Annotated in this window: 16 protein-coding genes; 11 read left to right on the forward strand and 5 right to left on the reverse strand. The window is 44.5% G+C overall.

What is annotated here, in order from left to right:
* Window positions 1-153 precede the first annotated feature (153 nt).
* Genes rpmF through Q0C19_RS07170 form a run of 4 tightly spaced genes read left to right on the forward strand, consistent with a single transcriptional unit; the run spans window position 154 to window position 2,739 of the window.
* A complete protein-coding gene (gene rpmF / locus Q0C19_RS07155; protein ID WP_013461018.1) occupies window positions 154-303 on the forward strand; it encodes a 50S ribosomal protein L32 in 150 nt (49 codons plus the stop codon).
* A gap of 3 nt (window positions 304-306) precedes the next feature.
* On the forward strand, window positions 307-1,296 hold the full coding sequence (gene plsX, locus Q0C19_RS07160) for a phosphate acyltransferase PlsX (protein WP_295054471.1): 990 nt from the start codon (window positions 307-309) through the stop codon (window positions 1,294-1,296).
* Between the two features lie 27 nt (window positions 1,297-1,323).
* On the forward strand, window positions 1,324-2,322 hold the full coding sequence (locus Q0C19_RS07165; protein ID WP_295054474.1) for a beta-ketoacyl-ACP synthase III: 999 nt from the start codon (window positions 1,324-1,326) through the stop codon (window positions 2,320-2,322).
* A 45-nt stretch (window positions 2,323-2,367) separates the two neighbouring features.
* The gene (locus Q0C19_RS07170; RefSeq protein ID WP_295054477.1) at window positions 2,368-2,739 is read left to right on the forward strand and encodes an HIT domain-containing protein; all 372 of its coding nucleotides are present in this window, start codon (window positions 2,368-2,370) and stop codon (window positions 2,737-2,739) included.
* Here Q0C19_RS07170 and Q0C19_RS07175 read toward each other — a convergent pair.
* On the reverse strand, window positions 2,736-4,334 hold the full coding sequence (locus Q0C19_RS07175; protein ID WP_295054480.1) for a DEAD/DEAH box helicase: 1,599 nt from the start codon (window positions 4,332-4,334) through the stop codon (window positions 2,736-2,738). The two genes, Q0C19_RS07170 and Q0C19_RS07175, sit on opposite strands and share 4 nt — an antisense overlap.
* A 327-nt stretch (window positions 4,335-4,661) precedes the next feature.
* Here Q0C19_RS07175 and Q0C19_RS07180 point away from each other — a divergent pair, with 327 nt between their 5' ends.
* Window positions 4,662-4,865 carry a hypothetical protein gene (locus Q0C19_RS07180; RefSeq protein ID WP_295054483.1) on the forward strand — a complete coding sequence of 68 codons (204 nt, stop codon included), beginning with the start codon at window positions 4,662-4,664 and terminating at the stop codon, window positions 4,863-4,865.
* Window positions 4,866-4,880: 15 nt separating this feature from the next.
* On the opposite strand, the gene Q0C19_RS07185 is transcribed toward Q0C19_RS07180, so the two are convergent.
* The 3 genes from Q0C19_RS07185 to hemB form a co-directional block, all read right to left on the reverse strand.
* Window positions 4,881-6,071: a multiheme c-type cytochrome gene (locus Q0C19_RS07185; RefSeq protein ID WP_295054486.1), complete on the reverse strand. Its 1,191-nt coding sequence runs from the start codon at window positions 6,069-6,071 to the stop codon at window positions 4,881-4,883.
* A 9-nt stretch (window positions 6,072-6,080) separates the two neighbouring features.
* Window positions 6,081-7,001, reverse strand: coding sequence for an ornithine carbamoyltransferase (argF, locus tag Q0C19_RS07190; RefSeq protein ID WP_295054489.1), 921 nt, complete (start codon window positions 6,999-7,001; stop codon window positions 6,081-6,083).
* 130 nt (window positions 7,002-7,131) lie between these two features.
* Window positions 7,132-8,097, reverse strand: coding sequence for a porphobilinogen synthase (gene hemB, locus Q0C19_RS07195; protein ID WP_295054493.1), 966 nt, complete (start codon window positions 8,095-8,097; stop codon window positions 7,132-7,134).
* 92 nt (window positions 8,098-8,189) lie between these two features.
* On the opposite strand from hemB, the gene ribA reads away from it, so the two are divergent.
* From ribA to Q0C19_RS07215, 4 genes are read left to right on the forward strand one after another with little or no spacing between them, the layout of a single operon-like run.
* Window positions 8,190-8,780 (forward strand): GTP cyclohydrolase II, encoded by a 591-nt coding sequence (gene ribA, locus Q0C19_RS07200; protein WP_295054495.1) that lies wholly within the window; start codon window positions 8,190-8,192, stop codon window positions 8,778-8,780.
* A complete protein-coding gene (gene rsmG / locus Q0C19_RS07205) occupies window positions 8,777-9,355 on the forward strand; it encodes a 16S rRNA (guanine(527)-N(7))-methyltransferase RsmG (protein ID WP_295054499.1) in 579 nt (192 codons plus the stop codon). The genes ribA and rsmG overlap by 4 nt, the downstream gene beginning before the upstream one ends.
* A 4-nt stretch (window positions 9,356-9,359) precedes the next feature.
* Entirely contained in the window at window positions 9,360-9,566 is a 207-nt protein-coding gene (locus Q0C19_RS07210) for a PP0621 family protein (protein WP_295054502.1), read from the forward strand.
* Window positions 9,551-9,961 carry a hypothetical protein gene (locus Q0C19_RS07215; RefSeq protein WP_295054504.1) on the forward strand — a complete coding sequence of 137 codons (411 nt, stop codon included), beginning with the start codon at window positions 9,551-9,553 and terminating at the stop codon, window positions 9,959-9,961. The genes Q0C19_RS07210 and Q0C19_RS07215 overlap by 16 nt, the downstream gene beginning before the upstream one ends.
* Here the strand turns inward: Q0C19_RS07215 and Q0C19_RS07220 are convergent.
* On the reverse strand, window positions 9,958-10,974 hold the full coding sequence (locus Q0C19_RS07220) for an alanine racemase (RefSeq protein WP_295054507.1): 1,017 nt from the start codon (window positions 10,972-10,974) through the stop codon (window positions 9,958-9,960). The genes Q0C19_RS07215 and Q0C19_RS07220 overlap by 4 nt on opposite strands.
* A 27-nt stretch (window positions 10,975-11,001) precedes the next feature.
* Here Q0C19_RS07220 and Q0C19_RS07225 point away from each other — a divergent pair, with 27 nt between their 5' ends.
* Window positions 11,002-12,015 carry an agmatine/peptidylarginine deiminase gene (locus Q0C19_RS07225; protein WP_295054509.1) on the forward strand — a complete coding sequence of 338 codons (1,014 nt, stop codon included), beginning with the start codon at window positions 11,002-11,004 and terminating at the stop codon, window positions 12,013-12,015.
* Between the two features lie 197 nt (window positions 12,016-12,212).
* A partial coding sequence (locus tag Q0C19_RS07230; protein ID WP_295054512.1) for a TonB-dependent receptor plug domain-containing protein occupies window positions 12,213-12,568 on the forward strand: 356 nt, incomplete at its 3' end.

Consider the following 12,568-nt stretch of genomic DNA (forward strand, 5'->3'; position numbering starts at 1 on the left):
TTTGTTGCAAAAACTGCGAAGGAACCTCGTTAGATCGAGAATTCTAATTTTCGCAAGTGCGCCGGGTATCCCGCCGAGGGAAACTCAGCGTTAGCGTAACCGAGGGGATGTATTCCCTCGGTGTTTAAACTAAACAAGAAAGGACTATAAAAGATGGCAGTACCTAAAAGAAGAGTGAGTCATTCTCGCGCCGCAAAACGCAGAACTCACTATAAAATTTCTCTAGCGCGTCCCGTAAAAGATAAAGACGGCACGTACAAATTGTCTCACTATGTCAACCCGACAACCGGTGAGTATAAATAATCGATGATTAGAATTGCAATTGATGCAATGGGCGGGGACTTCGGTCCCGAACCGATTGTTAAAGGGACACTTGAAGCTCTGAAAGAAATGAAGTTTCAACCAATTCTAGTTGGTAAAAAAGATGAGATCTTATCTTTATTACCCAAGGGCTATAAAGATAAGATTTTAATTGTCGAAGCAGACGATGTCATCGATATGGGTGATGCCGCTACCGACGCCCTTAAGCGTCAAGAGAGCTCAATCTATAAAGCAATAGAACTCGTCCGTAACGGTGAAGCCGACGGCGTTGTCAGTGCAGGCCACAGCGGTGCGACCATGACTTTGGCTACCCTGCGGTTGGGACGTCTTAAAAATGTCCTTCGTCCTGCTTTGGTAACCTCCATGCCGACCAAAAGCGGTAAGCGCAGTATATTGATGGATGCGGGTGCCAACGTTGACTGCAAAGCAGAACACCTTTTCCAATTTGGGATCATGGGATACTACTATGCTCAGGATATGTATAAGCTAAGCTCTCCTCGTGTCGGCTTGCTCGCTAACGGTGAAGAAGATTCCAAAGGGAATGAAGTTACCAAAGAGGCCTTCAAATTGCTCGACGGGCAAAAAGGGTTTATCGGTAACGTTGAGGGGAATAACATTTTCGACGGCAGTTGTGATGTTATCGTGTGTGACGGATTTATCGGAAATCTTGTCCTCAAAGCTTCTGAGGGGGTTGCTTCAACCATCAGTTTCTTTATCAAAGAGTATATTCGTAAATCACCGATAGCCATCACGGGTGCATTGCTTATGCGAAAAGTATTCCGTCTACTCAAAAAACAAATCGATTACGCTGAAATCGGCGGTGCCCCTTTGGTCGGTATCAAAGGGTGTGCGATCGTCAGTCACGGTAAAAGTAATCCAAAAGCGATCAAAAACGCGATTTTTCAAGCCATTCGCTACGTTAACACCGGTGTAAATGAACATATTGAAAAGCGTCTCGAAGAGCTTAAACAATAAACGTCGATCCCTTATAAAGGCCTAACTATGTACGCTGCGTTTCGTTCCATCGGAGCTTATGTTCCCTCTAAAATCCTTACCAATGCCGAGTTAGAAGTGATGGTTGATACCAGCGATGAGTGGATCACCAAACGGACCGGGATCAAAGAACGTCATATAGCCGCGGAAAATGAAACTACCAGCGATATGGGTGTCAAAGCCGCTGAAAAAGCCATTGAACGCTCCGGAATCGATAAAAGCCAAATCGATATGCTTATATGTGCCACCATCTCTCCCGATTATTTCTGTATGCCCTCCACCGCAACCATTATTGCTACCAAACTCGGCCTTGAGAAAATCACCGCCTTCGACGTATCTGCAGCATGTACAGGCTTTGTCTACGCACTGAGCGTAGCCAAAGCGTTTATCGAATCGGGTATGAAAAAAAATATTCTGATCGTCGGGGCTGAACGTCTGAGTACCATCACCGACTATACCGACCGAGGAACCTGTATCCTCTTCGGTGACGGTGCCGGTGCCGCACTTATCAGCGCAACGGATAATAAATCGGAAGCTATCATCGATATCCATACCGGTTCTGACGGCGCCTATGCCGACTTATTGATGACTCCAAACGGCGGAAGCGGCTCAGCCCATGATGAACTTGACCGAGAAGCGGCAGGATGCTTCATGCGCATGAAAGGGAATGAAACCTTTAAAGTAGCGGTTCGTACTCTCACCAATGATGTTATTGAAATTTTAGAACAAAATAATATTGCCTCATCTGCTATTACCCACTTCGTTCCTCATCAAGCCAACTATCGGATTATCAAAGCGGTTGGTGATGCTCTTGAGTTAAAAGATGAACAAGTTGTTTTAACGGTAGAGAAGTATGGTAATACGTCCGGAGCTTCCATACCTATGGCGATCAACGACATCTATGAGTCGGGACGATTGCAAGAGGGTGATTTGATGCTTCTCGATGCCTTCGGCGGCGGTTTGACGTGGGGAAGCGCATTGGTTCCTTTCGCCGGAAAAGGTAAATAAAGCCCCTCTTTCGCTACAATTAACGACTTTTTTTAAAGGTCGTTCATGATTTATTCCAACCCTCTTATTTATATCGAAATCCACGAAAGTGAAATCCCCTGGCTTAAAATCTTTACCCAAGAACATCATAAAGAGTTCTCGCACTGTTCTAACAATGAAAAAAGAATGATATGGGAAGCGCTCGATATTATCGAAAAAGAGATGCTAGCATATTTCAACCCGACTAAAATCAATATTGCATCATTTGGTAATATGTTACCGAGAGTCCACTGGCATGTTATGGCACGATTTGAAAATGACAGCTATTTTCCGGAACCGATGTGGGGAATGAAACAAAAAGAGGGATTTATATTGACAGCTCCGATGGAGCCGTTTTTAGAGAAGGTTAAACGAGAGTTAATCTCTCGTTTGAATTAATAACGAGGTTTTGGTTTTTGTCCGCTGAAACTGCGTGAACGTTCACCACGGTCGTTACTGCCGCCACGTTCTCCACCGCCGCTACGCTCACCGCTGCCACTGCGCTCTCCGCCTCCGGCATTACGATCGTTGTTGCCTCGGTATCCGCCTCCACCGCTGCGGTTTCCGCCACTGCGATTACGATTAAACCCGCCGCTGCGTTGTCCGCCGCGATCACCACGACTTGCCAAATTGCTTAGGATTTTCTCCAAACGCTCAGCGGCAATACCGATATTATTCGGTCCCGCAACCGTATTGCGTTCCATCAATACAGAGATCAATTTATAAGCAATTTGTTCTTGATCGTAATCTTGTTTCAACAAATCAAGTACTTTATGCGCTTCATCGTAAACATGCTGCTTTTCGATTTCACGTACCAAACGGGTTACCTGAGCCTCTTTAACATCCAATTTACTTGGAATATAAGCGTGTTCCATCGTTGTACCGACTTTGGCACGGATACGTTGAAGTTCTTTAAATTCCATAGGCGTTACAAGGGTAATTGCAACCCCTTTTTTACCCGCACGTCCTGTACGTCCGATACGGTGAACATAGCTCTCAGGGTCAAACGGGATATGGTAGTTGAAAACGTGGGTAACGTCATCGATGTGCAATCCGCGCGCCGCAACGTCCGTTGCGATCAATACGTCAACCGCATCGGTTTTAAGCCCTTTGATAACACTTTCGCGTTGACGTTGTTCCATGTCCCCGTGTAAACCTTTTGCCATATATCCGGCAGCGGAGAGAACATTAGAGAGACGGTCAACCTCTTTTTTCGTACGGCAGAATACAACCGTTTTTTTAGCATCTTCAGAATCCATAAGACGGATGATTGCATCATCGCGCTCCGATTCTTCGATAACATAGTACTGCTGTGCGATGTCCGTATTTGTTGTCTCTGATTTGGTAATAGAAGCAAAAAACGGATTGACCAAAATACGCTCAGCAAGCTGTTTAATCGGAGCCGGCATCGTTGCTGAGAAAAGAAGAGTTTGACGCTCTGTCGGCAAATAGGTGAAAATCTCATTGATATCATCTAAAAAGCCCATATCGAGCATTTCGTCCGCTTCGTCCAAAATAACGGTTGATGGGGTGAACCCCTTGAGCATATTGCGGCTCAACATATCGAGCAAACGACCCGGAGTAGCGATGATAACTTGCGCACCGCGCTCGATAAGATCCATTTGGCGGTTATACGATGATCCGCCGTAAATCGTTACGGTACGAACACCGAGGTGTTTACCGTATTTGAAAATTTCATCACCGACTTGGTTTGCAAGTTCGCGTGTCGGTGTAATGATGAGGGCTTCAATCCCCCCTTTTAAATGCATTTTGTTAAGCGCCGGAAGACCGAATGCCGCTGTTTTACCCGTACCGGTATGAGCTTGTCCGACAACGTCACGCCCTTCCATAATAACTGGGATAACCATTTGTTGAATGGGACTTGGAGTTTTGAAACCGGCATAATTGATACTTTGCATAATCTCTTTTCTGAGACCGAAAGATTCAAATGTTACCAAGTTTTCGTCTGTGATTGCTTCTTCGATTACGTTCATTAATGACCCTTTGTATATACGCCATCGGAAAACCTATTTCCGACCAGTTACGCTTGCCCACTCATGGGGGAGAGAAATTTTGGATAAGTTTGGATTCTCATCCGCGAGGGCACCTTAGAAAAAGATTCGTCAATCTCTTTAGAAGGTACCCAAAATTCAAATGGAATTATAGCTGAATAATTTATAAAATACACTGATAGTTATACGTTAACAAAAGATAAAGATAACCTTTAGTTTCAAATCGTCTCTATTTTAATTGATTTTTTTAATCTTTTAAAACTATACTTCCAAAAATGTACACTATAATAAAAAAATTAGGAGTCAATAATGTTCACTGTAAAAATGGAAAAAGAGTGCGGTTGTTTCAAACGAAGCGGCATGGAAAGCACTAAAACGTTTGAAAACAAAGATGATGCAATGATCGAAGCCAATGCATGGGCAGAAGAGATGAACGAAACTTTTTGTCAAAAACACAATTTTGCCATCGTAGAAGAGGGAAATGAGCTTATCATCAAAGTTGAGATGAACTAAAGGGAAAAAATCCCTTTAGAATTTTAGATTAACCTGTTTAATCACCATTTTCTTCGACCAGATCGGATCTTTAAGATCGAGTATCTCTCTCACCTCATCGTTCACCAATCGATACGAGACCGTTATCACCGCTTGAGTCGAACCTGCGGCTATCGGTGATGAAAAAGCTTTTGTCCCTTGAGGCGGTATTGAGAAACTTTGAACAGTTTTTGCCGCTAAATGGGGAACTGTCGGCTTTCCGCGCTTGCTCAGATAATGAGCCGTAAGAGACAAAGTCTCGTTTTTAATCACTTTTGCACCGGTTAAATATTGAGTTTCAATGAGTATTTCACGTGAACCGAATCCGCTTGGAAGCGCATGCGGTTGAGGATTCACTAAAGTCACATCAAGCGAATTTGCATTTTTTCGCACTTCGACTTTGAGGGCATTTTGCCACATACTCTCAACATGACCGCCGATAAATCCGTGCTCCCGAATCAGACGCTTACGCGTTTGACCGTTTGCATTACGCAAAGTAGCGGCAATCCCCTCTTTACGAGGACTCATATGACAATCGACACACGTTTTTGAGCTGTTTTTAAACTCTGATTGCATATCGATAAATCGATGCCCCTCTTCAGAGGTATCGTTTGCATGGCAAACAAAACAGAGCTTATTGGGATTGGTATCCATAAAATCCCGCTGCTCTACTTGGTGATAAGGGGACTTTGCATCGGCATAGGGGCCGGTCATAATTCCCGATTTCATCCAGCTGACACGATTAATCCCCCTCTTGTCGGCAGGAAGCTCATCATGTATCTGATCGATATTGTGACAGACAACACAGTTGATCCCCTCAGAGATCGTGTCGCTTTGAAGCGCTTTCGTCGCGGCAGAGTCTTTATCAAGATTCAACGCCGCAATGGCTTCGTATTCGGCACTCGTCGACGTCACCGCTATCCGGGGGTTGTGACACGTAGCACACTCGATTTTGATGGTGTTGAGCGATTTTCGGTTATCTTTACGGGCAACATAATCAATCGTTTTTTGGAAATATTCATCGTTACCGTAATGAGAGCGTGCATGCCAAGAATTATCCCACTGTTTTACAATATGACTGTGACAGGCTTTGCATTTGCCGGAATCTTTGAATTTGTCTCCAACCTGCACTGCTACTGCACCATAAAGACCCAAACTTACGATACTCAACAGCCATAGTGAACGCATGCATACCCCTTATCGATGTTTATCTAACCAGACCATTAACCCTTTTTGTGCATGAAGACGGTTCTCCGCCTCTTCGAAAATAACACTTTGAGCCCCTTCGAGAACCCCTTCACTTACTTCAACGCCGCGATATGCCGGCAGACAATGCAAAAAGATAGCATCTTCACGCGCGAGCGCCATCAGTGCTTCATCAACGATATACCCCTCGAATGCCCGAATGCGCTGCGCTTTTTCCTCTTCCTGTCCCATGGAGATCCAGGTATCGGTCGTTACGACACTAGCCCCGTTTACAGCCTCTTTTGGATTATTGCTAATCGTGATTTTTGCCCCGCTGATTTCAGCAAATCGCATAGCATCCGCAATAATGGCCGGATCGCATTCGTACCCCTTAGGGGTCGCAATACGGAGTTCAAAGCCAAGTTTAGCGGAGAGCATCAGCCAAGAATGAGTCATATTGTTGCCATCGCCAACATAGGCAACGATCGGATCTTTATCTTTTCCGCACTCCATCATTGTCATAAAATCGGCCAAAAGCTGCACCGGATGATAACTGTCACTCAATCCGTTGATCACCGGAACTTTGGAATGAAGAGCAAACTCCTCGAGCATTGATTGCTCATAGGTACGAATCATAACCATATCGCACATCGAAGAGATAACACGTGCGGTGTCTTTTACCGGCTCACCGCGCCCGAGATGGATATCGCGGTTGGAGAGAAACAAAGCATGCCCCCCGAGTTGATACATCCCCACTTCAAAACTGACACGGGTACGGGTAGAGCTTTTCTCAAAAATCATTGCCAAAGTTTGACCTGCTAAACGGGGTTTAAGCACTTTGGCTTTGACCTCTTTTTTAATCTCTAAACCAATATCAAGAATCTCAAGGATCTCTTCTTTGGTGTAATCTTTTAACGTTAAAAAGTGTCTCACGGTGTTCCTTCGATACAAAAAACAATCATATCATAAAAAAAATTCATTAACAATTCTGCCTCAGCTGAGGCAAGCTTCAGTGCCACAGCGGCCAGCATAGCCAAAGGGATGCGTTCCTTTGGCGTTCAAATCAAGATAGAAGTGCTGCTACTTCTTTAGCGTGGTAGCTGATAATGATATCGGCACCGGCACGTTTAAATCCCACCATTGTCTCCATCATCACACGATTGTAATCAATGAGTCCGGCAGCGCCTGCGTGTTTGAGCATCGCATATTCACCGCTGACGTTATAGACTGCAAGCGGCAATTGAGATGCTTCGCGAATATCACGGATAATATCGAGATAAGCAAGGGCAGGTTTCACCATCAATATATCGGCTCCCTGCGCTTCATCGGCCAGACTTTCACGAATGGCTTCACGTCGATTTGCCGGATCCATCTGATAGGTCGAACGGTCTCCGAAGCTCGGAACCGATTCGGCAACGTCACGAAACGGCCCGTAATAACCGCTGGCAAATTTGGTCGAATAGCTCATAATCGGGAGATTGGCGTATCCTCCGCCATCGAGGGCATCGCGCAGTGTCGTAATAATCCCGTCCATCATCCCCGATGGAGCGATCATATCGGCACCGGCGCGAGCATGAACAAGAGCTTGTTGAGCTGAAATCCCCAACGTCAGATCGTTATCGACCGTTTCATGAACATGATCAAGTATGCCGCAATGACCGTGGTCGGTATATTCGCAAAAACACAAGTCCGTCACGACAAACATTTTAGGAAATGCCCGTTTGATAGCGCGAATCGCCGTTGCAATAATCCCATGATCACACAACGCATCCGAACCTACTGAATCTTTTACTGCAGGGATACCGAATAAAATAATCGAATGAATCCCAAGCTTTTGTAATAGTTCACACTCTTTTAGAATCTCATCGAGAGACATCTGGAACACACCCGGCATTGAAGAAACTTCCGTTTTGATCCCTTCCCCAGGTCGAACAAACAACGGATAAATAAAATCGTTTACCCCGACGTGGGTCTCTCGAACCATTGCACGCAGTTGGGAATTTAGACGGGTACGGCGAAAACGCTCCATAAATGTGACTCCAATAACAAAATAATGACTGGATTGTATCGCCACTTAGTTTAATAATCCATTTTTTAGAAACACCGATTATAATGGCAGTAATGAAAACAATAACACCACTTTTTGAAAAATCATCCATTGCCAATCTTCCCAGTAAATACGGCCATTTTAAAATCCGTGTCTATAAAGAGGGGATTCAAGAGCATTTAGCCATTTTTACCGAAAACTTTGAACGTCAAGAATCGCCATTGGTTCGGATACATTCAGAGTGTCTTACCGGTGATACGTTCGGCAGTATTAAATGCGACTGTAACAATCAGTTACACAAAGCACTCAAATTGATCGCCGAGGAGGGCGGATTGATTATTTATCACCGCCAAGAGGGGCGCAATATCGGCCTGCTCAACAAAATCAATGCCTATTGTCTCCAAGATCAGGGGCGTAATACGATCGAGGCCAATGTCGAACTCGGATTTGCTCCAGATCAGCGAACCTACGATGTGATCGGTGAAATATTTTCCGATTTCGGACTTACAAAAATTCGTCTTCTGACCAACAACCCCGCCAAAGTTCATGTCGTAGAGGGATTGAATGTCGAAATCACCGAACGTGTTCCGGTAATTATCGATCCGAATCCCCATAACGAAGGGTACTTACGGGTTAAAAAAGAGCAGATGGGGCACGATCTATGAGTCATTTGAAGCAGCTTTTAGCACATCATAACGTAACGGTAAATGAAGATTTTTTCGAAAAAGTCGAGCACTACAAAACTTTGCTTGAAAAATGGAATAAAATCCATAATCTGACGGGGGCTAAAACGCGCCAGCAGATCGATCAGTTTATCGTCGATGCCGTGATTCCCATTACATTTCTCCCTCCGCTCAAAAAAGCGATGGATATCGGTACCGGAGCCGGATTCCCGGGGATGATATTGGCAATTGCAATGCCGCAAACCCACTTTACCCTTGTCGAACCCCTTAGCAAGCGCGCCAGCTTTTTACAGTTTGTCAAAGCCGATTTGGGACTAAGCAATGTTGATGTCAAAGCGCTCAGAGCTGAACAAGTCAAAAGTGAGCCCTATGACCTCATCACCTCACGCGCCGTTACCGACACGGACATGCTCCTCAAACTCTCCGAACCGTTTTGTACCGAAGGGACGCTTTTGCTCTTTTACAAAGGGGAAAAAGTGTATGATGAAGTGAATAAAACGCTCGATTACACTATTATAGAGGCAGAAAATCGCCATTATCTGCTCATAAAGAGATAAAACTATGTTCAAACTATTATTATTAACCGGTGTATTAGTCGGTGTGTACTACCTTTTTTTCAAAAAAAAGGCTCTTACTCCACCCTCTTCGGATAATTCACAAGATGAAGCAATGATTCCGTGTGCACAATGCGGGACATACGTTCAGGTTAAAGAATCCCTGATGCGTGACGGCAAATATTATTGCTGTCGTGAATGTTTGGCGGCCTGATTATGCTGTTATTCGGCCATCCTTATGTTTCATCCCTCCCGTTTTACCATATTGATTCCGTTGAAGCGGTACGTCATACACCGCCGAATTCTGTCGTTGCCCTCATTTTTACCCCTGAAAACCTCGATATTATTGAGCATCTTCATCAAAACAGCGTCCGATTTGCCCTTCATATCGAAACGGTTACCGATGCCGTTATCGGCGAAAATTTGGGGGCTTCGTATTTGATTGTTCTTCCCAAACACGCTGTTGCAATCCAAAAAGTAGCGGAACACTACTTGTTTGATGCCAAAGTATTGGGATATATTGAAAATGTAAACCTGTTGGAAGATTTAATCGAACTTCGGCTGGACGGGGCAATTTTTTCCGACGCAATTATTAAGATAAATGCTTAGTGAATCCACTCCCGTTTTAAATCTTTATCAAGGCAGGCGAGAATCTCATAGCCGATCGTCCCGACCGCTTTAGCATACTCGTTGGCATTATCAAAAATCATCAACTGCTCGATGTCGCTTGCGAAACTTGCACTGTCCATCGAGATACGGCCCCGGAGAGCTATCCCATCAGGCGTTACATAACGGTTAGAAGCGAGTCTGTCCAATCCGTTTGCATACCCAAGATCGTACGTACTGACTTTCTCATCGGCTGAGGCTTCATAAATACCGTTGTATCCGATACGTTCACCTGCTTTTAACGTACGTGTGACCATTTTATCGCCCCACAATGAAAGGACACTTTTGAGAGAGGGCTGAGGAAGAGTTTTGTCCATCTCCAAACATCCGTACAGCGCAATCCCTACCCGAACCATCTCATCACGGCACTCGCTTGAACGAAATGTCCCTGCCGAATTTGAGATATGAAAACGGAGCGTCCACCCTTGTTTTTTGGCAAAAAGAGATGCTTTCTTTTTCATATTATCAAAAGTTTGGCGCTGCCAAAACCACTCGCTGCTCAGCGTATCGGCGGCTCTTAAATGGCTCATCACACCGATACAGATCAGTCCTCGTTGCGCTATTTTCTCAAATGCCTCTTCGAGTTGATCCGGAGCAATTCCGTTACGGTGCATCCCTGTGTCGATCTTTAGTTCAACACGTGTACCGCTCGGATAAAGAGCTATCTCTTCGAGTGAATTAAGCGCATAACTGAATTGCGGATGGACCTGCGTCGGTCTTTGTCCCAATATCAGGACATTATCAAAATATTTGACTATCTCTTCCGCTTCGCGCTCCAACCTAACTACGGCTTGCTTCACGCCGTATTCCGACACCGCTTGTGAAATCATCACCGCACCGTGGCCGTAAGCGTTATCTTTTAAAACAACCGCAATTTTATCTTTTCCACCAACTTGGTGTGCGATAATGTCAAGATTATGAATCAATGCCTCACGGCTAAGCTTTATTGTTCCCATTTTGATATTATATGCTAAGGTAAGTTAATGCGTTATTTTCCCGCCGAATTTGAACCCCAAAGTTTTGTTCAGATCATTTTTCCCCATCCTGAGAGTGATTGGGCACCGTATCTCGAAGAAGCGAGAGAATGTTTTGTAAACATCGCCACCGCCGTTGCCCGCTATCAGCCCTGCCTCATCGTATGCGATGATGTCGGGCTGGTCAAAAGCTATTTTAAAAATCATGACAATCTTGTTTTTATCCCGTATCAAAGCGATGATACCTGGGCGCGCGATTGCAGCGCGCTGAGTGTCATCGATGAAGAGGAAGAGGAACCGCTGCTGCTCGACTTTACTTTTACCGGATGGGGCGGAAAATTTGATGCGACCCGAGACAATGCTTTAAGCTCTTCTATTGCCAAAGTTTACGGTGCACCGATGGAAAAAGTTAACCTTATTTTAGAGGGGGGAGGGGTTGAAACCAATGCTAACGGTTCATTGCTTACCACGGCAGAATGTCTGCTAAACCCTAACCGCAATCCCAAGCTGGATAAAAAGGGGATGGAACATGAGCTCAAAAAACATTTCGGCGTAGAGCAGATTTTGTGGCTTCACCACGGATATCTCGCGGGAGACGACACCGACAGCCATATCGATACTCTCGCCCGTTTTATCGATACCGATACGATCATGTACGTCAAATGTGACGATAAAAATGATGAACATTACGATGCATTGAAAAAAATGGAAGAAGAGCTAAAAACATTTCGGGATATCGACGGGGAGCCGTTTAACCTCATCGCCTTACCGATGTGCAATCCGACTTTTTATGATAATGAGCGTCTTCCTGCTACCTATGCGAACTTTTTGATTATCAACGATGCACTATTGCTCCCCGTCTATAACGATCCGCATGATGCCGAAGCGATAGCGATCTGCGAAAAAGCATTCCGAGGACGCGACATTATCCCTATCGACTGTTCTGTTTTGATCCGTCAACACGGCTCACTCCATTGCGTCACAATGCAATTCCCCGAAGACATATCCTTACGGGTGGAATAAGATACTAAATCCTGAGTAAAGAAAGTAGCCCGAAGCGACTAAGAGAATGATCGTTAAAAGTATCTGTTTTTTATTCATGAAGTAGTGTAACATAAAAAGCAAATCCTATACTAGACGAGATTTCTCCATTTGACTTAACACTAATGTAACACTTTTTTTCTACAATTCTTCATATTTACCTAAATAGGATTAGAAGTATGAAGAAAATCTCTCTCCTCTCTTTCGCGGCGATTGCTGCACTTGCAACAGAACCTGTCACTATTCAAAAAATCACCATCGAAAGTGATCAAATCAATTCAGATATTGCGACAACTAAACTTGCAACCTCAAAATCAACCAAAATGACGGGAGATAGTGCAGCTATTCTTGCCGATATTCCGGGAGTAAGTCTCTACAATATGGGAAGTAGTGCTTCATTGCCGGTTATCCATGGTATGGCCGATGATCGTGTTAAAATCGATATCGACGGCATGACTATCACCTCAGCCTGTCCGAATCATATGAATCCGGCACTCTCTTATATTGATACTACTAAAATTGAATCCATTGACGT

This window comes from Sulfuricurvum sp. (genome assembly GCF_023250475.1).
Taxonomy (GTDB): Bacteria; Campylobacterota; Campylobacteria; order Campylobacterales; family Sulfurimonadaceae; genus Sulfuricurvum.